The organism is Rubrivirga sp. S365, assembly GCF_032248475.1.
GTDB lineage: Bacteria > Bacteroidota > Rhodothermia > Rhodothermales > Rubricoccaceae > Rubrivirga > Rubrivirga litoralis.
The window spans coordinates 2,132,770-2,159,138 of record NZ_JAVTTN010000001.1; the positions used below are offsets into that span (position 1 = coordinate 2,132,770).

Here is a 26,369-nt window from a genome sequence, read left to right on the forward strand (position 1 = left end):
AACCTAGTCCGGTAGCTCCCGCCCCGCCCTCGTGGCGGGCGGAGGATGCGTGTAAGGGTTTGCCCCGGCGCGGGAGGCGGCCTCGGCTCCACCCACTGCGTCTAGCACTGCGTCTAGGCTCGCCACGTGATCGCGCGGAGGGTCGGGCGCCCACCGGGGATGTAGAGCGGGCCGGGCAGGGCGGGGACTTCAGCGACCCCGCTTCGCCCCATAGATCACCGCCTCGTAGAGGCGGAGGAGGTGGTCTGCAGCCACATCGAGGTCGAACTCCGCCTCCACCTTCTCCCGCGCCGCCCGTGCGACGGTAGCCCGCGTCTCGTCGGGGGCATTGATGAGCGCCCGCATTCGCCCCGCCACCGCGTCCAGGTCGCCCTCGGGTGCGAGGAGCCACTGGTTCTGCTCAGGCACGACCTCGGGAATCCCGGAGTGCGTCGTGCTTACGGCGGGGAGTCCGAGGAAGGCGGCTTCCATGAGGACCGTGGGTACCCCTTCCCGGTCCCCGCTCGGCGCGGTCTTGCTCGGGAGGAGAAGGGCGTCGGCATGGTCCATCGCTGCGCGCGTTTCGTCGTGGGGGAGGGGGCCAGCGATGTCCACGCTCTCGTCAAGTCCGAGGTCCCGGACGGCGCGGGCTACATCGTCGGACAGGGGGCCGTCCCCGATCATGCGGAGGCGCTGGTCGGGATGGTCACGGGCTACGTCTGCGAAGGCGGCGAGGGCTCCAAGCGGGTCCTTCTTCGTCGTCAGCCGCCCGACGAACACCCACTCGCGGACGGACCCTTTGCGGAGCCGGAACGGGTAGTCATCCGCCCGCTTCCCGACCCGTACGACCTCGACGCGGGATGGGTAAGCTCCCTCGCAGACGAGGTGGTCGGCCATGAGGTGAGAGACGGCCGTGATGGCAGCGGCGTTCTCGAACACGTACTGGTAAGGCTCCCGGTAGTGGTCGGTCGCGGTGGTGGAGAAGGCGTCCCGGCCGTGGAACGAGACGACGGCGGGAATCCCGAGCCGCTGGGCGGCGGGAAGAAGGAAGGCGCCAGTCGTTCCATAGTGAGCGTGGACTACGTCCGGTCGGACTTCCCGGAGGAGGGCAGTGACCCGCCGGCGCAACTCGGGCCAGCGAGCGCGGCGGGGGTGGCCAACGCCAGCGGCCGCGAGACCCCGGTGGAGGAGGTAGCTGGGGTGGCGCTGCCCCGGCCACGGAGCGTGGTAGACGCGGGGGAAGGGACGGTCGGGCCGGTCATGAACGTTCATCGTGATGACGTGGCCCTCTGCCCCTCGGGCGTCGAGGGCGGTGACGTAGTCGTAGATAAACGTCTCCGAAAGGGGAGAGAAGTCGCGGCAGAGATGGGCTACGCGCATAGGGGGCTCGTCATGTGGTTCCGCACCTGAGTAAGGGGGGAGCATCCGCCCCGCCCCCAGCGGGCGCGGCGTCCGTAACCCTTTGGCTGCGGATTCTACGCGGACGCTTGAGCTAGGCGGTCAGGTAGATCCGCGAGGGCGCGGAGCGTTGGGCGCCCGCCGGGGATGTAGAGGGGGCCGGGGGAGCCTGGGGCAGCGAGAGCGGCCTCGACGCGGCGGCCAAACGCGGCGCCCGAGAGGTGGTCTTCATAGTACACCGCCGCCGCCGCCGACATCGCGGCGCGCTCCGCCTCGGGCATGGCGAGCGCTCGCTCTACGGCGTCGCGGATGTCGCCGTCCGAGAACAGGACGGCCTCGCGGTCGGTCAAGGCCGGGCGCATAAAGTGGCCGTAGTTCGTGATAGGGACGGTCCCAGCCGCCATCGCCTCGACGATGTTGTGGGAGTGGGGGATGGCGACGCCGGGGGCGGCGACGAAGAAGGACGCGAGGGCGAGGGCGCGGAGGAACTCGGCGTCGGCAACCCGCCACCCATCGGGTTGCACGGCCTGGTCGGCGGCCGCGCCCGCGGCGATGTCGTCGGGAGTCCCCCGGGGGACCCCGTCGACGAGGGGGGCGTCCGCGGGTGCAGGGATGGCCGTCATTAGGCCGTCGAGCTCCGCCAGGAGCGGGGCGCGCGGGGTGAGCCCGAACACGTCGACCACGGGACCCGACGAGTAGCTGCCGACCGAGTTGTTGCCCAAGAACAGGACGCCGACCGACCGACGGCGTGCCCGGAGCGCGGCGAGGTTGGACGGGCGGTGGTCGCCCCGGTCGTACACGAGCGGGTGCATCGTATAGGGCGCGACGAGGGCGTCAGCGGGGGCGCCGTAGAAGTCGTAGTCGACGGGGAGCACGGCCCGCCAGGGTCGGTCTGGGACGCGGGCGGGGCGGTCCGTGACGTAGAGCGTCCGGGCGGGGTCGGCGCCCCGCCCCCGGCCGAGGCGGCCGCCGGGGAGGGTCCGCGTGAGCCGGCCGTACTTGTTCTCGACGTGCCGGTAGGCCGGGCGCGCGCTCGTCCAGACCACGTAGCCGGCCTCGTGGAACGTGCGGGCGATGGTGTAGAGGTACCGCTCGACCGCCGTTTCGCGGAGGTCGATGACGACGGCGAAGCCGGAGCCCGGCCCGTCGGGCGGGCCGCCGGGGGCGGGGCGGTGGAGCGCTTCGATGGCGGCGCCGCGGGTCCAGGCGCGGGCATAGCCGAGGCGGCGGCGGAGGCGGAGGGCGAAGGACATAGGGCGGGGCGGCATCTGCGTCGAGGGAGCAAACTACGTGCCCGTGGATCGGGGCCTCGGTCGCCGCTCGACGCGGACCGTCCCGGCGCGCCCCGGGTCTAGCGACCGCCCCACCCCGCCCAACCGGCGACGCGGTCCACCGTCCGCCGGCGGACGGCGCCGTACACGCGGACGGCGAACCCCGGTAGCCCCGGCCGCCGCTGGTACGGGAACTGTTCGAGCTCCGGCCACCCCGCCCCGATCAGGTCGTCGGCGATCCGGCTCTCGAGCCGGTATGCCGCGGGGAGCCGGGCCATCGCGTCGACCACGCGGCGGTCGATGAACGGGACGAGCGGGGTGGCGCCCGGGGCCGTCCCGTAGAGGTGGGGGCCGGCCCAGCACCCGAAGCGGTTTTCCCAGTACGCCTGGGCGAGGAAGGCGAACGTGTCCGTCCACGTCACGCCGTCGAACCACTGCTGGAGCGCCTCGACCCGCTCGGGCAACGCCGCGTCCTCGTAGCGATCGAGCATCATCTCGGGCGTGATCGGGGTGTCGGGCGTGAGCACGTACTGCATCCGGTTGCCGCGGGCGATCTCGCCGCCGAACCCGGACAGGAGCGGCCGGCCAGGCGCGAGGTGCTCCCCGACGCCGACGTAGAAGTCCATCGCCTTGCCCCAGTGGCCGGCGTAGCCGGTTCGCACGAGGTACTCCTCCTGCGTGGCGTCGCTCGGCGTCTCGATGGGGATGACGGTGTGGGGCAGCCCCATCTTCCGCGAGATCGCCCGGCCGACGGCGACGTCGGCCCCGGAGCTCGGGTGGGCGAACGTGTACAGGTGGAGCGCGTCGCGGACCTCGCGCGCGCACGCGAGCAGCATGCGCGAGTCCCGGCCCGCCGTGATCCCCATGTGGACCGGCCCCCGCGACGCCGCCGCCCGGATGGTCCGCCGGATCCCGTCGGCGATCTCGCGGACGAGCGCCGGGGTCTCGCTGTCGGGGGCGCAGACCGGCGCCTCATTCCAGTGGTGGCGGACCGCCCCGCCCGCGGCGAGGTCGGCGTAGTGGTTGATGACGAGGCGCTGGACCTCGGGGTCGCTCGTCCGCCCCGCGTAGAAGAACCCGTCCCGCGGGAGGGGCGGGGAGGGGGCGCGGAACGTCCGCTCGTGCGCCCACGCCAGGAGCGTCCCCGTCGAGGCCGCCCCGCCCCATCCATAAACGGCCGCGAGTGTCCCGCCGGGGTCGAGGTAGAGCCGCTCGAACCCGTCGGCGGCGACGACGCAGGCGAACCGCCCCCCGTGGGCGTAGACGGCGTCCTCGACGGCCGTCGCGGTGTCCGGGCGGGGCGGCTCGGGGAGCGTGAGCGGCGTGTCGCGGACGGCCCCGTCCGGCGTGACCGCGAACCCGATGAGGGCGCCGACCGTCCGGCCGTCGGGGTCGAGGACGGAGCACACCGGGAGGTCGGTCGCCAGCGTCCAGCGCCCGACGGCGTACTCGGCCCACCCCTCGGGGACGCGGGAGAGGGCGGTGCCCAGGACGAACTGGCCGGCGTAGAGGCGGGCGGGCGGAGGGAGCATGGGGCGCGGGGTGAGCCCCGTGCTAGCGAATGAGAGAAACGTTACCCGAGCGCCCTCCCCGCCGGACCCTACCATAGGCGCTCTCCCTGGCAATCTACCCACGCGCATGGACCGCCCCGCCCCGACCGTCTCCGTCGTCGTCCCGTGCTACAACGCCGAGAGCACGGTCCGCCGCGCCGTCGCCTCGGCGCTCGCGCAGACCGCCCCGCCCGACGCCGTGGTCTGCGTCGACGACGGGTCCTCGGACGGGACCGTCGGCGTGCTCCGCGAGCTGGCGGCTGAGGACGGGCGCGTCCGCGTGCTGACGGGGCCGAACCGGGGCGCGTGCGCGGCGCGGAACCGGGGGCTCGCCGAGGCGACCGGGACCTACGTTCAGTTCCTCGACGCCGACGACGCGCTCGACGCGGGCAAGTTCGACGCGCAGGTCGAGATCGCCGAGCGCGCCGGCGCCGACTTCGTCGCCGGCGCGAGCCGGTACCAGGCGCCCGGCCGGGAGCCCCGCGTCGACCGCCCGCGCGCGGGGAACCCGTGGGTCCGCCTGATCGAGAAGGAGCTGGGGAACACCGCCGCCAACCTGTGGCGCCGCTCGGCGGTCGAGGCCGTCGGCGGGTGGGACGCGGCGTGGCCGAGCAGCCAGGAGGCCGACCTCATGGCTCGGCTCCTCAAGAATGGGGCGGCCGTAGCCTACGACCTCGAGCCGCGCGCGACGGTCTACGGCCAGGAGGGGTCGATCAGCTTCGCGTTCTCGGGGCCGAACCGGGAGCGCTACGCCCGCGTCCGGGCCGACGCGCTCGCCTTCGCCGAGGCGCAGGGCCTCGTGGGCGGGGCGGACCTCGACGACGCGCGGGAGGCCCTGTTCAACGCCCTCCGCTGGCTCTACCCCTCCAATCCTGAAGCGGCGCTCGAAACCTACCGGCGCGCGCTGCCGGCGCGGTACGTGCCCCCGGTCTCGGCGTTCAACACGAGGCCCTACGTGACGCTGTCCCGGCTCGTCGGGTTCGACCGGGCGGAGCGGCTCCGGCGAGCGCTTGGGCGGGGGGACAAGTAATAAACGGGTAAGCGGGGTGGGCGCCGGGACCCAGGCCTCACGACCCGCGGACGAGGCGCTTGAGCGGGTCGAGCGTTCCCGTCGCAACGAACAGGGGGCGGACCGCCTTCCACGCCCGCTTGCGGAGAGGGAGAGGGTTGATCGGGACAGAGAGGGTCCCGGGCCACATCGTCCGGATCATCTCGCGGTGGAGTCGGTAGGGCGGCTTCCGGTGCTTGGCAGGGACGCCGAGGAGCGTGGAGTAGTACTCTCGGGAGTTGGCGGCGTCGAACGTCTCGTGGTCCAGGTCCCGCTCGAGCTGGTCGGCCGCCTGCCACCGCCCTACCCGCTGCTCAACGTGGAACAGATTGAGGAGGTCGTACCCGTGCGAGGAGCGGGCAGCGCGGGTAGCCCACTCGGTGAACTCGCGGACAGCGAAGGGGTTGCCCTTCGTCATCCTCCTCGCCATCGCCCGCGCGAGCTCCTCGGGGGTGCGGTAAGGCTCGGGGTCGCGCCACGGGTGCAGCCACCAGGTGGTCGAGTTGCAGTTGGACTTGACCAGGACGCGGTCGCCTGGGACCGCCTCGTTCATGGAGTACGAGATGGCCCCCCACACGTCGTGTGGAACGGACGTGTTGGACATGTACAGAGACCGGTAGCTGGCGATGGCAGGGTCGTCGGACGTCAAGAAGTCGTTTACGCTGAGGCAGTCGACGACGTGGTGGTCGAGCCCCAGGCTGCCGAGGACTTCCGCCGGCGTCACCACGTCCACGTGCGTCCGGTCGATCTCGTAGTGGACGAACGTGTAGAACGCGACCCGGTCGGTGACCCCGCGGCACGCCGCGAGGAGGAGGCGGCTGTCGACGCCGGCCGTGACCGCGGCCGTGAGCGGGAACCGGCGGGTGGCCCCCGCCACCATCCCGCGCAAGATGGCGGTCCCCCGCTCGACGCCGCTCTTGAGCGTCCGGGGCTCGAGTGGTGCCGTAGGCCAGAAGCGGCGGGGCGCTCCCGTGCCGAGGTCCAGGACGTGGTTCGGGAGGAGCTGTCGGACGCCAGCGTAGCGGGTCCGGTCGCCGGGCCACCAGACCTGGGGCCAACGCTGGAAGTGGTCGGACTCGACGAACTCTGCGACCGCCTCGGGGTCGTCTTCGAGCTCGACGGCGTGCCCGAGGAGCGGAGTGTCCGAGGCGCACCACACTCCGCCCTCTCCGTGGGTGTAGACCACTTGCCGAAGCCCGTGCGCGTCGTTGAAGAGGAGGGCCTCGTCGGCGTCGGCGGCAACGAGCGCCCACCGCCCGCCGAGCGGGTCGGTCTCGGCGAGCACCTCGGCCGCCCGGCCGACCCGTCCGAGCAGGCTGTCGAGGACGTCGGCGTCGTCGCGGGCGGGGTGGTGCGGGTCGATGGCGTAGCCGAGGAGCGTGAGCTCGACGCCGCCCCGCTCGCGCTGCGTGACGGCCAGGTCGGGGTGGGCATGGAGAATCCGGCCGCCGGCGACCTCGACCCGCTGCCACGCATCGGGGAGGCCGTCGACGGGGCGGGGGCCGAGGAGGAACTGGCGGCGGTAGAGGAGCGGGTGCACGGGGCGGGGCGGGGGCAGGGCAGCGGACCAGGGACGAGGCCCGGCCGTGGAGGGTCCGTCAAGATCGGGCTCGGGCTAAGGCTTCACGCCTCCGGCGCGATACAGGGGCCGAACCTGGTCCGGCCCGCCCTCGCGGCATGGTACTATACCCGCCCTTCCGCCCCGCCCGTACACGCCGTCTTGAACTACCGCAGCATCGCCCAGCTCAGCGACCGGGTCCTCGCGTGGTCGCGGTCGCTCCCGCGCGACATTGACCTCGTCGTGGGCATCCCCCGGAGCGGGCTCCTCGTCGCGAACCTCATCGCGGTCTACCGAAACATCCCGCTCGCCGAGCTCGACGGGTTCCTCGACGGGCGCGTCCTCGCGACGGGGTACACGAAGGCCGGAACGCTGAGCTCGAAGGGGGCCGAGGGCGAGGGCGAACGGCGGTTCCTCGACTTTCCCCGGAAGGTCCTCGTCGTCGACGACAGCGTGGGGTCGGGGAGGACCCTGGAGAGGGTCCGCGCCCGCATTGAGGCGGCTGGCCTATCCCACGAGGTCACGTACGGGGCCGTCTACGTCGCGCCCGACCAGGAAGACAGCGTGGACACCTACGCCGAGGTCCTCCACTTTCCGCGGGCGTTCGAGTGGAACGTCCTCAACCACAAGGCGATCATGCACCGGGCGGCCCTCGACATCGACGGCGTCCTCTGCCACGACCCCCGAAAGTCCGAGAACGACGACGGCGAGCGCTACCGCGAATTTATTCGCACGGCGCGCCCCCTGTTCATCCCCGATCGCAAGGTGGGGTGGCTCGTGACGAGCCGGCTCGAGCGCTACCGGGCCGAGACGGAGGCGTGGCTCCGCGAGCATGGCGTGACGTACGACGAGCTCGTGATGATGCCGTACCCGGACCGCGACACGCGGATGAGGATGAACACGTACGGCGCGCACAAGGCCCAGGTGTACCGCGAGTCCGGCGCCCTCCTCTTTATCGAGAGCGAGCTCCGCCAGGCCGTCGAGATCGCCGAGCTGTCGGGGAAAGACGTCCTGTGCATCGACACGATGCAGATGGTCCGCCCCGGCGGGATCCCCGCGGCCCGCCCCGCCCAGGCGCTCGCCCCGCAGAACCCGAAGGGGCTCGCGCGGCGCGTGGCCCACCAGGTCCTCCCGGAGCCGGCGAAGAGCGCGCTCCGCAAGGCCCGCCGGAACGTTCGCCGCGCGGTGCGCCGGTAAGGGGGCGGAGGCCAGCCGGAGCGGTCGTCGACCGCTCGTCAGCGCCGAACCCCCGCCCTTCCATGAGCGGCTTCCTCTTTAGCCTCCGCCCCCTCCCCCCGGCAGTGCGCGACCGCGCGGCGGCCTCGCTCACGTTCGTCGACGGCGACCGCCCGGCCCCGTTCGAGGACGGCCCGCTCGCCGCCCTGTCCGTCCGGTCGGACAGCGACGCGCTGTGGGGGCCGGCCTGGGACCCCGCGACCGGCGTCCGAGTCTGGCTCGGCGGCCGGCTCGCGCTCGACGAGCCCGAGTGGGCGGCGGCCGAGCGGCTCCCGTACGAGGGCGGGGTGGCGTGCCGCGCGGTGCTCGACGAGTTCCTTCACGCGCCGGAAGCGTTTCCGTCGCGTCAGGGCGGGGCGTTCGCCCTCGCCGTCTGGGACCCCCGGGACGAGAGCCTCCACGTGGCCACCGAACGCATGGGGTACGTCCCGGTCTACGCCTGGAGCGCGGCCGACCGCCCCGCCCTCGGGTCCCACCCCGACGTGCTCGCCGCCGCCGTCGGCGCGGCCGACCTCGACCGGACGACGATGGCGGAGACGCTCGCCTACGGCCGCGGGCTGGCGCCCCACACGTACTACCGAGACGTCCGCGAGCTCGACCCCGGGACGGTCACCGCGTGGCGGGGCGGGGGAGCGCCCCGGACGCGCACCTACTGGCGCCCCCAGTATGCCGCCGACCCAGGGGCGACGGCCGACGCCCTCGGGGAGGAGCTGGCCGGCGCCATCACGGCGGCCGTCCGCCGCCGGACGCTTCCGCGCCTGGGCCGCCCCGCCCTCATGCTCAGCGGCGGGGCCGACTCCCGCGCCGTCCTCTACGCGGCCCACGACCCGGCCCGCGTGACGAGCGTGACACTCTACGGCGAGCCCAACGCCGAGCTCGACCTGTCGCGGGCGCTGGCCGAGCGGGCGGGGTCGACGCACGTGGCGCTCCGGCGGAGCTTCGAGCACTACGGGCTGGGGGCGGCCGACGCCGTCCGCATCACGGGCGGGATGTGGAACGTGCTCGACGCCCACTACACAGCGTTCATCCCCGAGATCGACGCGATCGGCGCCGAGACCACCCTCACGGGCTGCTACGCTGACTACCTGTTCAAGGGGCTCACGTCCGACCGCCGGAAGCGGACGCTCTTCGGCCGGAACCTCCCGCTCTACGAGTTCCGCCCGTACGGGGACCGATGGTACTCGCCGGGGCGGTCCGTCGCGGAGCCGTGGCGGGCCGCGGTCCGCGAGCGGCGAGCGGCGCACTTTGCCGGCCTCGATCGCGACGACGTGTCGGACGCGGGGCGGTGGGCCTACGAGCTCCGCCGAATCCGCCCGGTCGTCCGCGAGGCCGACGCGTCCTCACGCCTGCTCCTCCAACGCGCGCTCCGCTGGGACCCGATCTTCGCCGACCGGGACCTTATCGACCTCTACCAGCGCGTGCCCCCGAGTCTCAAGCTGAACGGGCAGGTGTGGGAACGGGCGGTCGCCCGGATCTGCCACGGCGCCGGCGACGTCATCGACAACAACACGCAGGTACGGATCGGCGTGTCAGACACCCGAAAGATGCTCGGCTTCCTCTACGGCGTCGCCTACCGAAAAGCGTTCCGCCGGGACCTCGATGGAACCCCCCTCGACGGGACGGTGAGCCGCGGGTCGTGGCCGAACTTTAGTCATTACGTCCGCCGCTCGGACGTCCTCCCCCGTCTCTGGGAGCGCGCCGCGCCCGAGACGAGCGAGATCTTAGACGACCTACTCGGCGTCTCCGTCCTCGACCGTCCGCTCCCCGAGTGGTCGGAGCGCGTCGGGGAGCACCCGACCCTGCGGATCGTCACGCTCAAGCTGTGGCTCGATCAGCACTACGGGGCGTCGGCGTGAGCAGTCCCCTCGTCTCCGTCCTGGTCACGGCGTACAACGCCGAGCCGTGGCTCGCCGAGACGCTCGAGTCGGCCCTTGGACAGACGTACCCGAACGTGGAGGTCGTCGTCGTCGACGACGGGTCGACGGACGGGACGCTCCGCGTCGCGCGGGGCTTCGAGGGGCCGCGCGTACAGGTCGTCGGGCAGGCGAACGCGGGCGCCTGCGCCGCCCGGAACCGCGCCCTCGCCGAGTCGAGCGGCGACCTTGTCCAGTACCTCGACGCGGACGACCTGCTGGCCCCGGACAAGATCGAACGCCAAGTGGCCCGGCTCCGCGACGAGCCGGAGGGGACCGTCGCCTCCGGCCCGTGGGCACGCTTCCGCGAGCGGCCCGGCGATTTGGGGCGGGGCGGCGAGGCGGGGTGGGAGGACTACGAGCCGGCCGTCGACTTTCTCGTGCAGTCGTGGAGCCCCGGGGGCGGGATGATGCCCAACTTCGGCTGGCTCACGCCCCGCCCGCTCGTCGACGCCGCTGGCCCGTGGGACGAGAGGCTCCGCAAAAACCAGGACGGCGAGTTTTTCGCCCGCGTCCTCGCGCAGGCGGCGAAGGCCGCCTTCTGCCCCGGCGCGTGGGGCTACTACCGCTCCGGGGTCACGACGAGCGTGAGCGCCCGCCGGGGCGCCGACGTGGCGGAGTCGCTGTTCGCGGCGGCCGAGGGGGCGTCGCGGGCCGTCCTCGGACGACTCGACACGGACGCGGCCCGCAGCGCCTGCGCGAGCCTGTGGATGGGGGTCGCCTTCCAGACGTACCCCGTGGCACCGGACGTCGGCGCCCGCGCCGAGGCCCGCGCCGTGGCGCTGGGCGGATCGGACGCGGAGCCCGGGGGCGGCCGGGCGTTCCAGGTCGTCCGCGACGCGCTGGGCTGGAAGGCAGCCGTTCGCTTCCAGCACGTGTGGTACCGGCTCCGGTACGGCCGGTGAGCACCGCCCCGCCCCGCCCCGCCCGGATCGGGATCGTCACCGGCGCCCACCTGTGCCGGAACCCCCGCGTGGTCAAAGAGGCCAGCGCGCTCGCCGCGGCCGGACATGACGTCGTCGTGATCGGCCCGGCCCTCGATGACGCGCTCGCGGCCGAGGACCGCGAAATCGTCGCCGGGGCGGGGTGGCGCCACCGCTACGCCGTCGATGTCCGGGCCGATGCGGGGTGGCGCGGGCAGCGGGCGCGGCTCGTGCGGCGGGCCGGGGTCGAAGCCACGCGCCGGCTCGGGATCGAACGGCCCGAAGCGCTGGGCTACGGGGTCCGGTCGCTCCTCGGCGCAGCCCGGGACCTGGGCGCCGACCTCACGATCGGGCACCAGGAGGTCGGGACGTGGGTCTGCGCCCGGCTCGCGCGGGCGGGGCGGCGCGTCGGCGTCGACGTCGAGGACTGGTACTCGCGCCACCCCACGCCGGACCAGCGGGCGGCCATTCCGCTCGGCCTGCTCCGCGACGCCGAGCGGACCGCGCTGGGCGGGGCGGCCTACGCGACGACGACCTCGCGCGCGCTCGCCGACGCGCTCGCGGAGTCCTACGGCGTCGCCGCCCCGCGCGTCGTCTACAACGCGTTCCCGTGGGCGGACCGGGAGGCCCTCGACGGCCGCGCGCTCGACCGCCCCGCCCCCGATGGCGCCGCCCGGCTCTCGCTCCACTGGGTAAGCCAGACGATCGGCCCCGACCGCGGGCTCGACCTCCTGTTCGACGGGCTCCGCCACGTGCCGACGCCCGTCGACGTCCACCTCCGCGGTGGGCTCCCCGACGCCCACGCCGCGTGGCTCCACGCGGCGTTCCCGTCGGACGTCCACGGCCTCCACGTCCACCCGCTCGTGCCGCCGGGCGAGCTCCTGAGCCGGATCGCGGAGCACGACGTGGGGCTCGCGCTCGAAACGTCGGGCACGGTGAACCACGACCTCACGGTCTCCAACAAGATCCTCCACTACCTCCTCGGCGGTCTCGCCGTCGTGGCGACCCGGACGACGGGGCAGGAGGAGGTGGCGGACCAGGCGGCCGAGGCCGTCGCGCTCGTCGGCCAGGGCGATGCCCGCGCGATGGGGGCGGCCATCGCGGCGCTCGCCGCCGACCCCGACCGGCTCCGGCGGTCGAAGGCCGCCGCGCTGGACGCGGCGCGGCGTAGGTTTTGCTGGGAGCGGCAGGCCCCGGCCGTCGTCGAGGCCGCCGCCGTCGCCCTGGCTCACCCCGCCCCCTCCTTGAACCCCCCTCTGTGAAACGGGTCCTCCTGATTTCCCCGCACTTCCCGCCGTCGAACCTGGCGGCCGTCCACCGGGCGCGGCTGTTCGCGCAGCACCTCCCGGCGTTCGGGTGGGAGCCCATCGTCCTCACCGTCCACCACGACGACTACACCGAGGAGCTCGACTGGAACCTCGCCGAACTCGTCCCCGAGAGCGTCCGCGTCGAGCGGGTCCGGGCCGACCGTGAGCCGGTCCGCATCGGGGGCCGCCGGCTCGTCGGCGACGTCGTGCTCCGGTCGTTCCGGTCGCTGCTCCGGCGGGCGATCGAGGTCGTCGACGCCGAGCCGGTCGACTTCGTCTACGTCCTCATCCCTTCGTTCTACGGCGCGCTCCTCGGGCGGGCCATCCACGAGCGGCGGGGGGTCCCGTACGGGATCGACTACATCGACCCCTGGGTGGAGCCGAACGCCTACCCGCTCGGGAGCAAGATGTGGACGACGCAGCGGCTGGCCCGTGTGCTCGAGCCCGTCGCCGTCCGCGACGCCGCGCTTATCACGGGCGTAGCCGAGGGGTACTACGAGGCCGTCCTCGACCGGAACCCCCGCCTCCGCCGCGCGACGACGGCGGCCATGCCGTACGGCGGGGAGGCCCGCGACCACCGGGAGGTCGAGGCGATGGGGATCGAGCCGTGGCTGTTCGAGCGCGACGGCCGGTTCCGGCTCCTCTACGCCGGCGCCCTGCTCCCCCAGGCCGTCGAGCCGCTCCACCGCGTGTGCCGGGCGATCGCGGCGCGGCCCGATCTGTTCGACGACGTCGAGCTGTTCTTCGTCGGGACCGGGTCGTCGCCGGACGACGCCGAGGGCTATCAGGTCCGGCCCGTGGCCGAGCAGTACGGGCTGTGGGGGACCGTCATCAAGGAGCACCCCGCGCGGATCCCCTACCTCGACGTCCTGGCCCACCTCGACGCGACCCGCGGCGTGTTCATCCTGGGCAGCACCGAACCCCACTACACGCCGTCGAAGGTGTACCAGGGCGTACTCTCGGAGCGCCCCGTGCTCGCCGTGCTCCACCAGGCGAGCACGGCCTGCGACGTGATCCGCGGGACGGGGGCGGGGCGGGTGCTCGCGTTCGACGGCGAGGACGGGCTGGACACGATCGAGGACGGCTTCGCCGACGCCTTCGCTGACTTCCGCGCGTTCGCTGACACCTTCCGCCCCGCCGACGTGGACCGGGAGGCGTTCGAGGAGTTCTCGGCCCGCAACGTGACGCGGACGCTCGCCGAGGCCCTCGACCAGGCCGTCGCGTAGCGCCCACCCCGCCCTTTGCTGCGGGCGGGCGGACCGATCTCGTGCCACCCCGTCTGTCCGTTCGACCCTCGGCGGCGGCGGCCCGGGACGTGCGGACCCGCCCGGCGCGCCCTCGCCGTCTCCTCACGCACGCGGGGCGGGGCGGGGCGTAGCCTGCGCCGCCACCCCGCCCGCCCATGAAGCTCGGCGTCCTTGCCACGCACCCGATTCAGTACCACGCCCCGCTGTACCGGGCGCTGGCGCGGGAACTGGACCTCCACGTTTACTTCGCCCAGCGCCAGACGGCCCAGGGTCAGGCCGACGCCGGGTTCGGGGTCGCGTTCGAGTGGGACGTCGACCTCCTCGACGGCTACCCCCATACGTTCCTCGAGAACCGGGCGGGGCGGCCGAGCACGGACACCTTCGGGGGGAGCGACACGCCCCAGATCGCCGACGCCATCCGGGCGGGGCGGTTCGACGCCTTCCTGGTCACGGGCTGGAACAACCGGAGCTTTTGGCAGGCCATGACCGCCTGCTGGCGGATTGGGACCCCGCTCCTCGTCCGCGGCGACTCGCAGCTGGTCACGCCGCGATCGTGGGCAAAGCGAATCGTGAAAGAGGTGGCCTACCGCGCCTTTATCCCCCGGTTTGACGGCTACCTCGTCGTCGGCGAGCGGGCGCGGGCGTACTACCTCCACTACGGGGCCGACCCGGCGCGCATGCACTTCGTGCCGCACTTCGTGGACAACGACTTTTTCCGCTCGGGCGCCGAGGCCGCCGACGACGGACGCCCGCTCCGGGCCGAGCTCGGGTACGGCGCCGACGCGCAGATCCTCCTGTTCGTGGGGAAGTTTATCCCGAAAAAGCGGCCGGTCGATGTTGTTCGCGCCGCCGCCGCCCTTCGCGAGCGGGGCGGGAATGCCCACGTGCTCCTGGTTGGGGCCGGCGAGTTGGAGGGCGCCCTCCGGGCCGAGGCCGACCGGGCCGGCGTCCCTACGCACTTTGCCGGGTTCAAGAACCAGACGGAACTGCCCGCCTACTACGCGGCCGCCGACGCCCTCGTGCTCCCGTCGGACGGGGGCGAGACGTGGGGGCTCGTCGTCAACGAGGCGATGGCGTGCAGGACGCCCGCGGCCGTCTCCAACGCCGTCGGCTGCGCGCCCGACCTGATCGACGAGGGCGCGACGGGGGCCACCTACTCCATTGAGGGCGGGGTGGCCGCGCTCGCCGACGCGTTGGAACGGCTCTTGCCGCTCGCCGGTGAGCCCGCGACGCGCCGGGCGCTCGACCAGAAGATGGAGACCTACTCGCTCGACCAGGCCGTCCGCGGGACCATAGAGGCCGTCCGCGCCGTCTCCCGCCCCTCCCGATGACGACTGCCCCGCCCGCCGCCCCGCCCCGCCCCGCCCCGCCCGACCTGGACGGGACGCGCGTCCTCGTCACGCTGGGCGGCATCCCGCTGTGGGGGCAGGAGCGGGGCAACATCCAGGTGTTCGAGGCCCTCCGCGACGTGGGCGTCGACGCCCTATTCGCGACGCACCACAGCTACGGCCACGAATCGATCCAGCCGGCCCTCGACGGCCTCGGTCTGGAGTGGACGACAGCGTTCTACCCCGGGCGCTGGGTGCGGGGGAAGGGGGCGGGGTGGCTGGCCGGGCGGTTCCGCGAGGCCCTCCAGAGCAACCGCGACCTCCTCCGCGCGGCCCGCGCGTACCGCCCGACGCACGTCCACACGATGAACGAGCGGTACGCCGTCGACTTCCTCCCGGCGTTCAAGCTCCTCCGCGTCCCCGTCGTTTACCGCGCGGGCGACGCCCCGAGCCAGCACCGCCGGATCTTCCGGTTCGCGTGGCGGCGCCTGATCGCCCCGAGCGTGAGCCGGTTCGTCGCGATCTCCGGGTTCGTCCGCGACGCGCTCGTCGAGGCCGGCGTCCCGCCCGAGAAGATCACCGTCATCTACAACTACCCCCCCGAGCGGCCGCCCCGCCCCGAGGGGAGCGACCTCCCCGCCGACGTGACGGCCCCATACTCCGGCCGCACGGTCGCCTACGTCGGTCAGATCACGGCGGACAAGGGCGTCGACGTTTTGGTGGATGCCGCGCTCGCGCTGTGCGCCGAGCGCGACGACGTCCGGTTCCTCCTCGCCGGCAACTACTCGTGGAAGAACCCGTTCGCCGACGCGCTCCGAGACCGCGTCGAGGCCGCCGGCCTGTCGGACCGCGTCCGGTTCCTCGGGTCGGTCGCCGACGTGCCCGGCCTCCTCGCCCTCGCCGACATCCACACGGCCCCGTCGGTGTGGGAGGAGCCTTTGGGTAACGTGGTCGTCGAGGCCAAGCGGGCCGGCGTTCCCAGCGTCGTGTTCCCGTCGGGGGGCATCCCCGAGCTCGTCGTCGAGGACGGCCGCGACGCCGTCCTGTGCCGTGCCAAGACGGCCGAGGCGCTCGCTGACGGCCTCCGCCACTTTCTCGACCTCCCCGCCGATGCTCTCGCCGACGCGGGCGGGGCGGCCCGCGCGTCGCTCGAGGCACTGGGCATCACGCGCGAGGCGTTCACCCGCGCCTGGGCCGGTGTGTTCGCCCAGACCTGACCCGACTCCTCTATGCCCATCAGTCCTGCCGCCGCGCTCCCGCCTCCGACCGCCGAGGCCCCCCGGGCGCCCCGAGGGCTCGGCCTCTCGCCCGAGGTCATCGGGCTGTTCCTTGCGTTCTCGCTCCTCGGTTTCGCCACGGCCAACCCGCTCCTGACGGTGGCCTCGGTCGCGCTCCTCCCGTTCCTCATCGCTCTCACGTGGGTCCCGGGTGAGCCGCCCGTGCTCGCGTTCGCCGTTGCGTTCCAGTGGATTCAGGCGACGATGCGCGTGTTCCACGCCAACATCGTCGGTGCAGACGTAGACGACTTGGTCTCTTACCCCCAACTCGGAGTGTTCGCCGATGTGGAAACGGCCATATGGCTCACCCTAGCTGGGATCCTCGTTCTCGCCATCGGGATCCGCGTCGCCACCTGGACCCTGCCCCCGCCCAAGATGGCGGCCGTGCTCCGCGAGGCCGAGGGGTTCTCGATCTCGCGGGCCTTCTGGCTCTACCTCGGGACCACGTTCACAGTGACCGCTCTCGTGGGGTCGGTGGGGTTCATGAGCGGGTTCAAGCAGATCCTGTTCGCCGTCGAGGAGCTCAAGTGGGCGACGTACTTCTTCCTCGGCTACCTCGTCCTCGTTCGGCGCGAGGGGTACGGCTTCTTTTTCGCCGCGTTCGCCATCGAGTTCATCTCGGGGATCGGGTTCTTCTCCGGCTTCAAGGAGGTCATCTTCATCACGGTCGTCACGTACTTCGCCGTGCGGAGCCGGGTGACGATGGGGACCGTTGCCGGGGCCGTCGTCCTCGCCTTTGCCCTGGCCGTTCTGGGGTCGGCGTGGACGGTCGTGAAGCCGGAGTACCGGGCGACAATCTCGGGCGGCAACACGAACCGCCAGGGGTCCGTCGTGGGCCAGGAGGCGCAGGTGTCGATCCTCGTCGGCTTGGTCTCCGACCTGGACCGGGAGGACCTCGTGGAGGGGATTGAGCCGCTGGCCGAGCGGGTTGCCTACGTCGACTTTTTCGGCTACGTCCTCGGCTACGTCCCGACGGTCGTCCCGCACGAGGACGGGGCGCTGTGGGGGGCGGCCTTCAAGCACGTGGCGACCCCCCGGATCCTGTTCCCGAGCAAACCCCCGCTCATCTCTGACTCCGAGGTGACGAACCAGTACACGGGGTTGGGCGTGGCTGGTGAAGCGCAGGGCACGTCGTTCAGCATCGGCCACATTGGGGAGAGCTACATCGACTTCGGGCCGCTCTGGATGTTCGTCCCGCTCTTCCTCATCGGCGTCGGGCGGGGGCTCATCTACCGCTTCTTCCTCCGACGGGGCGACACGCGTCTCATGGGATACGCTTTCACGATCGCGGTCTTTTGGAGCGGGTACCACCTCGAGGTGTCGACGGCGAAGCTTCTGGGGGGCACCCTTATGCGGTTCATCGTGCTCGCGCTGGTGTTCCGGTTTGCGGCCCCCACCATCGCGCGGTGGCTCCGACGCGACAACGCCAGCGAGGCCGAAGACGAGGCCGTCTCGCTCCCCGTGCGTCGGGCGTGGGCGTAGCGCGCGCGGTGAACGGCAACCCCATCCGCGCCGTCCACGCCGTCGGCGACCTGTGGGTCTCGTCGGGCGGTCCGAGCCGGAGCGTGACGGCCGTGTGCGACGCGCTCGCGCGGGGCGGGGCGGCGGTCGACCTCGTCACGTCGTGGCCCGACCCGGCCGTCCCGATCGTGCGCCCAGCCGAGGCCGGCGTCCGTTTCCGAGCCGTGGCCGACGGCGCGCGGAGCGGCCTGTGGCAGGGGGCGAGGTCCGCGTTCGGGCGGGCCGTCGCGGAGGCCGCCGCCCCGCCCGGGGTGGCCGTCGTCCACGACCACGGCCTGTGGCTCCCGACGAACCGGGCGGCCGCGCTGGCGGCCCGGGCGGCGGGGCGGCCGTTCGTAGTGAGCCCGAAGGGGATGCTCTCGGACCGGGCGCTCCGCGTGAAGCGGGCGAAAAAGCGCCTCGCGTGGCACCTCTACCAGCGCCGCGTGCTCGGGCTCGTCGACGCCTTCCAGGCGACGTCCGAGGCCGAGGCCGCCGACGTCCGCCGAGCCGGGTTCCGCCAGCCCGTGGCCGTCATCCCACACGGCGTGGCCGTGCCTCCGAGCGCCCCGCCCCGCCCCGCCCGGGCGGGGCGGCGGACGGCCCTGTTCCTCTCGCGCGTCCACCCGATCAAGGGGCTCCCCGACCTCGTCGAAGCCTGGGGCCGCGTGCGGCCCGACGCGTGGCGGCTCGTGGTCGCCGGACCGGACGAGGAGGGCCACCGTGCCGCGCTCGAACGCCAGGTGGCGGCGGCCGGGCTGGGCGGGGCGGTGTCGTTCGCCGGCCCCGTCGAGGAGGCGGCTAAGTGGGACCTCTACCGTGAGGCTGACCTGTTCGTGCTCCCCACGCACAGCGAGAACTTTGGGATCGTCGTGGCCGAGGCGCTCGCGGCGGGCGTCCCGGTCCTAACCACGAAAGGCGCTCCCTGGCAGGCGCTCGAGACCGAGCACTGCGGGTGGTGGACCGACGTCGGCGCCGAGCCCGTCGCCGCCGCGCTCCGCGAGGCGACGGCCGCCCCGCCCGAGGCGCTCCGCGCGATGGGGGAGAGGGGGCGAGCCTACGTCAGGCGCGAGCTCTCGTGGGAGCGGGCGGCCGACGAGCACCTCGCGTTGTACCGATGGCTGCTGGGTGAGGGGCCGCGACCGGACTCCGTCGTCTAAGGCAGACCGAGCGCCCGCGTCGGAGGTCGTCAGGAGCGGGCGCCGACCTGTCGGCGGGCCGCCTCTCGGCTGCAAAGACGTGCGCGGGCGGGGTGGCCCGGAGTTTGGTGGGGCAGGGGCAGAAGTCACGGGCGCTTGGCGAGACCCAGCCGATCCCGCCCCGCCCCACCAGTAATTTGGCGACGGCCCATCGCCCCGCCCTTCCCGACCGCCCCGCCCTCATGTACGTCCTCGGCATCAACGCCTACCACGGCGACGTCGCCGCCGTCCTCCTCCGCGACGGCGCCGTCGTGGCCGCCCTCGAAGAAGAGCGGTTCACGCGCATCAAGCACTACGCCGGCTTCCCGACGCAGTCGATCCAGCGGTGCCTCGAGATGGCCGGGATCGACGGAGCGCAAGTCGCGCACGTCGCCATCAGCCGCGACCCCAAGGCGAACCTCCCGCAGAAAGCGCTGTTCGCGCTGAAGAAGCGGCCGTCGCCGCGCCTCGTCCTCGACCGGCTCAAAAACCAGCGGGCCGTCCGCGAGGTGGAGGGGCCGCTCGCCGAGGCGCTCGGCGTGAGCTCCGACGCGCTCCCCCCGGTCCACAACGTCGAGCACCACCCCGCCCACCTCGCGAGCGCCTTTTTCTGCTCGCCCTTTGACGAGGCCGCCGTCGCGGCCATCGACGGCTTCGGCGACTTTGTCTCGACGTCGCTCGCCACCGGCCGGGGCAACCACCTCGACGTCTTCGACCGGACGTACTTCCCGCACTCGCTCGGGATGCTGTACACGGCCGTTACGCAGCACCTCGGGTTCCTGCACTACGGCGACGAGTTCAAGGTGATGGGGCTCGCGCCGTACGGGAATCCGACGCGCGTCGACGAGGTCCGCCAGCTCGTCAACCTCGTGCGGGGCGGGACCTTCGAGCTCAACCTCGACTACTTCCGCCACTGGTCCGACGGCGTCGAGATGGAGTGGGACGAGGGCTACCCCTCGCTCGGCCGCGTCTACGCCGACGCGATGTGCGACGTGCTCGGCCCCGCCCGCGACCCCGACGAGGAGCTCACGCAGCACCACGAGGACCTGGCCCACTCGCTCCAGGTCGTCTACGAGGAGGCCGCCTTCCACATCCTCCGCGGCCTCTACGGGCGGACCGGCATGCGCAAGCTCTGCCTCGCCGGCGGCTGCGGGATGAACAGCGTGGCGAACGGGAAAATCCGGGACAACACGCCGTTCGACGAGGTCTACATCCAGCCGGCCGCCGGCGACAACGGGACCGCCCTCGGCGCCGCGCTCTGGATGTGGCACCAGGAGCTGGGCAACCCGCGCCGGTTCGTCATGGAGCACGCCTACTGGGGGACCGAGTACCCCGACGCCGACGTCGAGGCCATCCTCGACGCCGCCGTCCCCGGCCGCTCCGACGACGACTGGCGCTACACGGCCACCACCTACAACTCGCCCGAGGAGACCGTCGAGGCGACGGCCGACCTACTCGCCGACGGCAACGTGATCGGCTGGTTCCAGGGCCGCATGGAGTGGGGGAGCCGCGCGCTCGGCAACCGCTCGATCCTCGCCGACCCGAGCCGCGCCGACATGCGCGACCTCATCAACCTCAAGATCAAGTTCCGCGAGCGGTTCCGGCCGTTCGCCCCGTCGATCCTGGAGGAGCGCCTGGAGGACTACTTCGTCGACCCCGCCCCGGACCCGTTCATGCAGCAGGTCTACCCCGTCGAGCCCGACAAGCGCGAGGGGCTCCCGGCCATCACGCACGTCGACGGCTCGGGCCGCCTCCAGACGGTCGCCGCGGACGAGAACCCGCTCTACCACCAACTGATCGGCGCCTTCGCTGAGCGGACCGGGACGCCCATCCTGCTCAACACGTCGTTCAACGAGAACGAGCCCATCGTCGACACGCCCGAGCAGGCGTTCGCGTGCTTCCACCGGACGCGCATGGACGCCGTCGTGATCGGCAACACGGTCGTCCAGCGCGTGCCCATCGAGGAGCCGGCTGTCGCCGGGTCGTGACGGCCTCCGCCCCGCCCGCCCCCACCCCGAACCCTATGGCCCCGCCCCGCCCCACCGCCAAGATCAAGGGGAAGACGCCCCCGCAGATGTTCGAGAGCGTGGGCGCCTTCGAGCGAGCCCACAGGCCGCAGGCCGCTACCCCGTCGGGCGGGGCGGCCAACTTTTTCGTGGTCCCCCGGTTCCACGCCTGCATTCAGACCACCCCGTCGGCCGTCGACTTCTACTTCGACGTGCTCCACCCGCGGCAGAGCTGGCGGACGCTCGCCATCCGAACGGTCTTCAAGGCGGCCATCTCGAACCGGGTCGTCCGAAGCGGATTGGTCCGGGCCGGCCTCCTCCACAGCGTGTACGCCGCCCCGCCCGTCTCCAATGTGCGGTGGGCGGACTTCGAGGTGCTTCTCGGGGAGTGGCAGTTTTCGGGCGCCTTCTGCGACCGGCTCGGAACCGTCTCCCACGTCTTGACGCACGACCGGAATGCCGACCGCCTGCGGAACGAGGTCGACGCGCGCCGCGAGCTCGCCGGCGTCGTCAGCCTCCCTCGCCTCCACGCGGCCTCGCTGGACGGGGACGCTAGGGGATGGATCGAGGACGTCGTGTACGAGTCGCCTCCGGCCGACGACCGCCCGCTCGACTGGGCGCAGCGTGCGATGCTCCGGGCCTACGACGCCACACGGGAGACGGCTCGAGTGGGCGAGTACCTCGACCGGCTCCAGGCGGAGACCGACGAGCGGTACGCGGCCGCCCCGCCCGAGGTGAAGCGGTCGGTCGACGCGCTCCTCGACCTCGCGCGCCGCTCGGCGGACGAGGCCGGCGTTCGGGAGCTCGCGCTCGCGCGGTGCCACGGCGACCTCAACTGGATGCAGATGGTCGGCCCGCTCGACGCCCCGGTGCTCATCGACTGGAGCGAGTCCGAGGTGTGCTCCGTGTTCCACGACCTCGTCTACAGCTCGATCCGGTACGGCCGCTGGCGGAACTACCCCGCCAAGGACTACCCCGACATGTACGCGGTCCTCCGGGACGCCCTCCGCGACGAGATGGCCGGCGTCCCGGGCATCTTCGCCTCCGCCCTCGTGCTCGCCGAGGTCGGTGTCAAGCAGCACGTCGACCACGTCCGTGAGCTGGGGTCGTGGGGGGCGTGGCGGAACCACGTGCGCGAGCTGTTCGACTCGATCGGCGAGCCCGAGCGGCTCGACGTGCCTGGGGGCGCGCGCGTAGAGACGAGCCTCCGACGCGCCGTCTGAGGCCCGCCCCGCCCGCCACCCCGCCCTCACAGACGCCGGGGCGGGGTGGTTTGCGGCGGAACAGGGCGGCCGGCGTGAGGCTCAAGCTCCTGGAACAGGTACCACCCCCCGACTGACCCGATTCTCCTCATGCTCCCTGATGCCCCGGCGGTCTCCGTCGTCGTCACCTGCTCCGGATCGCGCGCGCGCGTCGAGAGGACGGTCCAGTCGGTCCTAAGTCAGACCTACGCCCCCACGGAGGTCCTCTGCGTGAGCGTTGGGCCAGACGGCGAGTGCCCCGCTCTAGACGCCCTTCCGGCCGAGCACGCGGTATGGTGGAGGGTGGTGGGGGAGGGGGCGGCGGTAAGCGACTCCCGCGCCGTCGGCTTCGGCGAGGCGCGTGGCGACTACGTCCAGTTCCTCGACGCGGGGGACGTGATCGAACCGGACAAGCTGGCCCGCCAGGTCGAGGCGGCCCAGGAGACGGGGGCCGATCTCGTCGCGGGGAGCTACCGCCACGTGTCGAGCGGCGGCAAGGCGGCGCACAGGCGGGCGGGCGGCGAGCCCCCGTGGCTCGCCCTCTTCCACGACCGCCTCGGTTCCACGGCGTCCAACCTGTGGCGTCGGGAGGCCGTGCGCTCGGCCGACGCGGTTCCGGCGCCCCGGTCGCGGGACGCCTGGGTGCGGATGCTTACGGCCGGCGCGGTCGTGGCGTACGCCGACGAGGAGCAGACGACGGTGTACGCCTGGTCGAACACTGAGGCGGAGCGCGCAGCGCTAGAGCGGGACGTGCGCGAGCTGACCGCTGCGCTCAACCACTGCCGGACCCACGGGATCCTCAGCCCGGAAGAGACCGAAGCCGCTCGCGAGGCCGTATTCGCCCACGTCCGCCGGCTCGCCGACGTGGACTTCTCCGCCGGCACGGCCGCGTACCGCCGAGCGTTCCCGGACGGCTACGTGCCGTCCGTGTCCAAGGCCAACACCTGGTCGTACGTCGCCGTGCTCAAGGCGGCGGGGTTCGGGGCCGCCGAGCGCCTCCGGCGGGTCAAGCCCGTGCTCGACCGCGAGGTCACGGGCCGGTACCGGAGCCTGGCCAGCCTCGAAAAGGCGTGGCGGCGGTACTCGGGCGAGAGGCCGTCGAAGGCGCAGTCCTGGGCGCGCACGGCCCGCGTCCTGGCCGCCCCCGAGAAGGTCCTCCTGTTCTACCCCGAGGTGCCCCGGCCGTACGCTGTGCTGTACAAGCTCGCCGTCCTCGCGGGGTACCGGATGACCTCGGACCCCGAAGGCCCGTGCGACGCCGTCTTCCTCTGGGACGACGAGACCCGGTCCGCCGTCGGCCCCTTCCGCAACGACGAAGCCGCGATCAACCTCCGCTGCACGGACATCAGCAAAGAGCACGTATCGGCGGTTTTCGAGGGCGCTTTCGGGTACCCGGTCGAGGTGGACCCGACGACGTACGAGGGGCGCGTCGTGAAAAAGTCGGACGAGAATGCGACCCACGACGGCGAGGTCATCGACTGCCCCATCTCGGCGGACCTCGTGTTTCCGGGGTACGTGTACCAGAAGGCCATCGACAACCGGCGGGACGACGCCGAGGGGTTCTACGAGTACCGGGTCCCCGTCTTCCGCGGGGGGGCTCCGGTGGTCTACGTCAAGTACAGGCCGGTCGGCGCCCGGTTCAAGGCGTTCGACGGCGCTGAGGTCGTCGCCCCCGAGTCCGTCTTTAGTGAGGAGGAGCGGAGCCAGATCGTGGCCTTTACCCAGGCCCTCGACATGGAGTACGGCGAGCTCGACGTCCTCCGCGACCGGGCCGACGGACGGATCTACGTGGTCGACGCCAACAAGACGCCGAGCGGCCCGTCGCGCGGGTTCGATCTGGAGCAGAGCGTTAAGGCGCTGCACGCGCTGCTGCCGGCGTTCGAGGCTCTCATTGCGGAGTCGGCGCGGAGGCTCCCTCGGGCCGCGAAACCAGGCGGACAGGCGCGTCGGCAGAACGGCCCGCTCGCGCGAGTTCTCTCGGGTGTGCAGGGGGCGGTGGGGGCGGGGCGGCGACCGTAGCGGGGCCGGACCGCCCCGCCCGCGGGGCAACAGGTCGCTCGCGCCTATGCGAGGGCGGGGTGGCCGGTCTAGGCCGGACCTGAGGCGCCGCCCCACCCCCGGCTCACGTCTAGCGTGTCGCTCGGTCTCGGAGGGCGCGGAGCTTCGTCCCGACCTTTGCCCGCGACCGCGCTCGGTTCACGGCCCGCTCGGCCCGGGCACGAACCCGGTTCACGGCCGGGACCCGGTGGCCGAGCCCGTCCTTGACCATGAACTGGCACGGACGGCACCCCCCGCACGGCTTCCCGTTCCGGGGTTTAAAGCAGAACCACGTATGAGCGTCGAGGAGCGGCGACAGGCCGGCCGCCTCGGCGGCCTCGAACGCGGCGGCCTTCGTGGTGTCCCAGAGCGGGAACGCGAACCGGCCGAACAGAACCTGAACCGGCTCTGGGGCATCGTCGGACAGCGCGTAGGTAGGGCCGCCCGGACCCTCGACCCGCCCGACGCTGTCGCCGAACATGGGGCGGAGCCGGCCGCCCCCGTAGATCGACAGCTCGACGCCGGTCCAGTCGGCGGCCTTCGCAAGCCGGGGGAGCCAGTCGTACTGGGTCCCGATGCTGTGGTCCTCCCGCAGCGTCCGCCACGCGTCCGTGATTTCGGGGTCGGGGGGGACCGCCCGGAGGTCGACGTAGCGGGGCGGCTCGATGCGGGCGTAGGCCTCGGGGTACCGACGCTCGAGCGCGAGCAGGAGCCCGTTCATGGCGCCGAGCTCCATGTGGGCCGACCCTCGGTTTCGGTCCACGACGTACACGGGGCGGACGGGCGTCTCCTCGAGGAGCGCCCTCTGGAGCACGCGGTACGTCGAGTCCCAGCCCCCCGTCCACAGCGTGAGGTCGTCCTGGGGGGAAAGGTCGTTGAGGTGGGTTGGGTTGAAGGGCGGCATACGGGGGGAGAACAGGTGGGAGGAGCTACGAGCGGAGACCAGCGGACCGGAGCAGCCGTCCGACAAGGGCGCGGGCGGGGCGGGCCTGGGCGGCGGGGCGAACATACGCGACGCCCGAGGCGGGAGAAGCCGGGGCGGTGGAGCCGTTCCGGCCCTCGCCGGTCCCATTCTTCGACTAGGCCGGGGCACTCCCAGCGGAATGAGAGGGGACCCTCGTCCTCATGGAACCCGAGGCGTACAAGCCGTGACCTAACCCCAAGAGCCTAACCCATGCCCGCAAACCATCGAGACGCTGCTCGTCTTCACGTCCTCGCCGCCCGAGCCAAGAGGGAGAACCCGGCCCCGTCCCAAGGGCTCGTGGCCCGCGCTCGGGAGGTGTACCGATTCGGCTACTGGCGGTCGGTCCGGGTGCGGGGGGTGCCCAGAGCAACACGCGAGTACGGCCGGGAGGCCGAGCACCTCTGGGGCGTGTCGCTCCGGCGCCAGCTGGCCGAGCAGGTGTGGCTCGCGCTCCGGTTCGGGTTCGACGCTGATGTGTACTACCGCTACCGGCTCTACCTGCTCGGCGACCTCCGCGACGCGGTCCTGTTCATTCCGACTCCTACGAACGTTGCTCTCCGCCACCGTGTCCGGGGAGTCCTTGGCTACGACGTATCCATCGGCGACAAGCGCCAGTTCGCGGAGCGGTGCTGCGAGGAGGGGCTCCCGACCGCCCCGATCGTCGCGGAGTTCGATGGGGGCGACGTCCGGTGGGGGCCGTCCGCCGAGGGCGGGGTGGAGCGGCTGCCCGCGCGGGACCTCTTCAGCAAACCGGCCGATGACCTGGGCGGGGCGGGCGCCGCCCGATGGGTGTGGGATGGGGCGGGGTACGTCGGCGAGGACGGCGAGCGGCTTGCGGCGGCCGACCTCGTCGCCCACCTCCAGACCCTCTCTCAGGGGCAGCCTCACGTCCTCCAACCCCGGCTCGTAAACGTGCCGGACCTCGATGCCCTCAGCCCGGGCACCCTCGCCACCGTCCGCGTGATCACAGCCAAGGGGCCGGGCAGCGACCCCGAGCATGTCGGGTCGTTCCTGCGGATGGCGATGAAGGACCAGCCGGTCGACAACTTCGATCAGGGCGGACTGGCGGCGCCGGTCGACGCGGAGACAGGCCGGCTCGGCCCGGCCATTCGGAAGGACCTCCGCTTCGCTGCGCGGGACTACGACCGGCACCCGACCACGGGCCACGCGATCGTCGGAGCCCGGGTGCCCCAGTGGGAGGAGGTGCTGGCCCTCGCCCTGGAGGCCCACCGCACGCTCACGGACGTCTCCGTCGTCGGCTGGGACGTGGCCGTGACGACGAGCGGGGTGGTCCTGGTCGAGGCCAACACGGCCCCCGACGCTCGCTTCCAGCAGACTGGGCTGCGCCCGCTCGGGACGACGGCGTATGCCAGGGTCTACCTCGACGTCCTCGACGCGGGCTAGGGCG

At 72.7% G+C, this 26,369-nt stretch carries 19 protein-coding genes; 14 read left to right on the top strand and 5 right to left on the bottom strand.

Annotated elements, in window-relative coordinates; translation table 11 throughout:
- Positions 1 to 189: 189 nt before the first annotated feature.
- From RQM47_RS09205 to RQM47_RS09215, 3 genes are all read right to left on the bottom strand, one after another.
- The gene (locus RQM47_RS09205; RefSeq protein WP_314008601.1) at positions 190 to 1,359 is read right to left on the bottom strand and encodes a glycosyltransferase; all 1,170 of its coding nucleotides are present in this window, start codon (positions 1,357 to 1,359) and stop codon (positions 190 to 192) included.
- Between the two features lie 95 nt (positions 1,360 to 1,454).
- On the bottom strand, positions 1,455 to 2,630 hold the full coding sequence (locus RQM47_RS09210) for a hypothetical protein (protein WP_314008604.1): 1,176 nt from the start codon (positions 2,628 to 2,630) through the stop codon (positions 1,455 to 1,457).
- Positions 2,631 to 2,728: 98 nt separating this feature from the next.
- The gene (locus RQM47_RS09215; protein ID WP_314008606.1) at positions 2,729 to 4,180 is read right to left on the bottom strand and encodes a hypothetical protein; all 1,452 of its coding nucleotides are present in this window, start codon (positions 4,178 to 4,180) and stop codon (positions 2,729 to 2,731) included.
- 106 nt (positions 4,181 to 4,286) lie between these two features.
- Between RQM47_RS09215 and RQM47_RS09220 the strand changes: the two genes are divergently transcribed.
- Complete coding sequence (locus tag RQM47_RS09220; protein ID WP_314008608.1) at positions 4,287 to 5,228, top strand: glycosyltransferase family 2 protein; 942 nt, start codon at positions 4,287 to 4,289, stop codon at positions 5,226 to 5,228.
- A 37-nt stretch (positions 5,229 to 5,265) separates the two neighbouring features.
- Here the strand turns inward: RQM47_RS09220 and RQM47_RS09225 are convergent, their stop codons facing one another.
- Positions 5,266 to 6,786: a hypothetical protein gene (locus RQM47_RS09225; protein ID WP_314008612.1), complete on the bottom strand. Its 1,521-nt coding sequence runs from the start codon at positions 6,784 to 6,786 to the stop codon at positions 5,266 to 5,268.
- Positions 6,787 to 6,966: 180 nt separating this feature from the next.
- Between RQM47_RS09225 and RQM47_RS09230 the strand changes: the two genes are divergently transcribed.
- From RQM47_RS09230 to RQM47_RS09285, 12 genes are all read left to right on the top strand, one after another.
- The gene (locus RQM47_RS09230; RefSeq protein WP_314008614.1) at positions 6,967 to 8,001 is read left to right on the top strand and encodes a phosphoribosyltransferase family protein; all 1,035 of its coding nucleotides are present in this window, start codon (positions 6,967 to 6,969) and stop codon (positions 7,999 to 8,001) included.
- Between the two features lie 62 nt (positions 8,002 to 8,063).
- Positions 8,064 to 9,896 (top strand): asparagine synthase-related protein, encoded by a 1,833-nt coding sequence (locus RQM47_RS09235; RefSeq protein WP_314008617.1) that lies wholly within the window; start codon positions 8,064 to 8,066, stop codon positions 9,894 to 9,896.
- Positions 9,893 to 10,858, top strand: a complete 966-nt coding sequence (locus tag RQM47_RS09240; protein ID WP_314008620.1) for a glycosyltransferase family A protein — start codon at positions 9,893 to 9,895, stop codon at positions 10,856 to 10,858. The genes RQM47_RS09235 and RQM47_RS09240 overlap by 4 nt, the downstream gene beginning before the upstream one ends.
- Positions 10,855 to 12,138, top strand: a complete 1,284-nt coding sequence (locus tag RQM47_RS09245) for a glycosyltransferase (protein ID WP_314008623.1) — start codon at positions 10,855 to 10,857, stop codon at positions 12,136 to 12,138. Before RQM47_RS09240 ends, RQM47_RS09245 begins: the two co-directional genes overlap by 4 nt.
- The gene (locus RQM47_RS09250; RefSeq protein ID WP_311663915.1) at positions 12,135 to 13,409 is read left to right on the top strand and encodes a hypothetical protein; all 1,275 of its coding nucleotides are present in this window, start codon (positions 12,135 to 12,137) and stop codon (positions 13,407 to 13,409) included. Before RQM47_RS09245 ends, RQM47_RS09250 begins: the two co-directional genes overlap by 4 nt.
- A gap of 176 nt (positions 13,410 to 13,585) precedes the next feature.
- A complete protein-coding gene (locus RQM47_RS09255) occupies positions 13,586 to 14,761 on the top strand; it encodes a glycosyltransferase family 4 protein (RefSeq protein WP_314008626.1) in 1,176 nt (391 codons plus the stop codon).
- Positions 14,758 to 15,975 carry a glycosyltransferase family 4 protein gene (locus RQM47_RS09260; RefSeq protein WP_314008629.1) on the top strand — a complete coding sequence of 406 codons (1,218 nt, stop codon included), beginning with the start codon at positions 14,758 to 14,760 and terminating at the stop codon, positions 15,973 to 15,975. The genes RQM47_RS09255 and RQM47_RS09260 overlap by 4 nt, the downstream gene beginning before the upstream one ends.
- Before the next feature lie 12 nt (positions 15,976 to 15,987).
- Entirely contained in the window at positions 15,988 to 17,517 is a 1,530-nt protein-coding gene (locus tag RQM47_RS09265; RefSeq protein WP_314008632.1) for a hypothetical protein, read from the top strand.
- A complete protein-coding gene (locus RQM47_RS09270; protein ID WP_314008633.1) occupies positions 17,508 to 18,695 on the top strand; it encodes a glycosyltransferase in 1,188 nt (395 codons plus the stop codon). Before RQM47_RS09265 ends, RQM47_RS09270 begins: the two co-directional genes overlap by 10 nt.
- Positions 18,696 to 18,916: 221 nt before the next feature.
- Positions 18,917 to 20,701, top strand: a complete 1,785-nt coding sequence (locus tag RQM47_RS09275; protein WP_314008636.1) for a carbamoyltransferase — start codon at positions 18,917 to 18,919, stop codon at positions 20,699 to 20,701.
- 35 nt (positions 20,702 to 20,736) lie between these two features.
- On the top strand, positions 20,737 to 21,942 hold the full coding sequence (locus RQM47_RS09280) for a hypothetical protein (protein WP_314008637.1): 1,206 nt from the start codon (positions 20,737 to 20,739) through the stop codon (positions 21,940 to 21,942).
- Between the two features lie 129 nt (positions 21,943 to 22,071).
- Complete coding sequence (locus RQM47_RS09285; RefSeq protein ID WP_311663929.1) at positions 22,072 to 23,979, top strand: glycosyltransferase family 2 protein; 1,908 nt, start codon at positions 22,072 to 22,074, stop codon at positions 23,977 to 23,979.
- A gap of 109 nt (positions 23,980 to 24,088) precedes the next feature.
- On the opposite strand, the gene RQM47_RS09290 is transcribed toward RQM47_RS09285, so the two are convergent.
- Positions 24,089 to 24,901, bottom strand: coding sequence for a hypothetical protein (locus RQM47_RS09290; RefSeq protein WP_311663931.1), 813 nt, complete (start codon positions 24,899 to 24,901; stop codon positions 24,089 to 24,091).
- Positions 24,902 to 25,318: 417 nt separating this feature from the next.
- Between RQM47_RS09290 and RQM47_RS09295 the strand changes: the two genes are divergently transcribed.
- A complete protein-coding gene (locus RQM47_RS09295) occupies positions 25,319 to 26,365 on the top strand; it encodes a sugar-transfer associated ATP-grasp domain-containing protein (protein WP_311663933.1) in 1,047 nt (348 codons plus the stop codon).
- Positions 26,366 to 26,369: the final 4 nt, after the last annotated feature.

Bases quoted from the DNA above. Each gene is read 5' to 3' on its own strand.
- RQM47_RS09205 (WP_314008601.1), bottom strand. From the start codon at position 1,359: ATGCGCGTAGCCCATCTCTGCCGCGACTTCTCTCCCCTTTCGGAGACG.
- RQM47_RS09210 (WP_314008604.1), bottom strand. From the start codon at position 2,630: ATGTCCTTCGCCCTCCGCCTCCGCCGCCGCCTCGGCTATGCCCGCGCC.
- RQM47_RS09215 (WP_314008606.1), bottom strand. From the start codon at position 4,180: ATGCTCCCTCCGCCCGCCCGCCTCTACGCCGGCCAGTTCGTCCTGGGC.
- RQM47_RS09220 (WP_314008608.1), top strand. From the start codon at position 4,287: ATGGACCGCCCCGCCCCGACCGTCTCCGTCGTCGTCCCGTGCTACAAC.
- RQM47_RS09235 (WP_314008617.1), top strand. From the start codon at position 8,064: ATGAGCGGCTTCCTCTTTAGCCTCCGCCCCCTCCCCCCGGCAGTGCGC.
- RQM47_RS09255 (WP_314008626.1), top strand. From the start codon at position 13,586: ATGAAGCTCGGCGTCCTTGCCACGCACCCGATTCAGTACCACGCCCCG.
- RQM47_RS09260 (WP_314008629.1), top strand. From the start codon at position 14,758: ATGACGACTGCCCCGCCCGCCGCCCCGCCCCGCCCCGCCCCGCCCGAC.
- RQM47_RS09265 (WP_314008632.1), top strand. From the start codon at position 15,988: ATGCCCATCAGTCCTGCCGCCGCGCTCCCGCCTCCGACCGCCGAGGCC.
- RQM47_RS09275 (WP_314008636.1), top strand. From the start codon at position 18,917: ATGTACGTCCTCGGCATCAACGCCTACCACGGCGACGTCGCCGCCGTC.
- RQM47_RS09280 (WP_314008637.1), top strand. From the start codon at position 20,737: ATGGCCCCGCCCCGCCCCACCGCCAAGATCAAGGGGAAGACGCCCCCG.
- RQM47_RS09285 (WP_311663929.1), top strand. From the start codon at position 22,072: ATGCTCCCTGATGCCCCGGCGGTCTCCGTCGTCGTCACCTGCTCCGGA.
- RQM47_RS09290 (WP_311663931.1), bottom strand. From the start codon at position 24,901: ATGCCGCCCTTCAACCCAACCCACCTCAACGACCTTTCCCCCCAGGAC.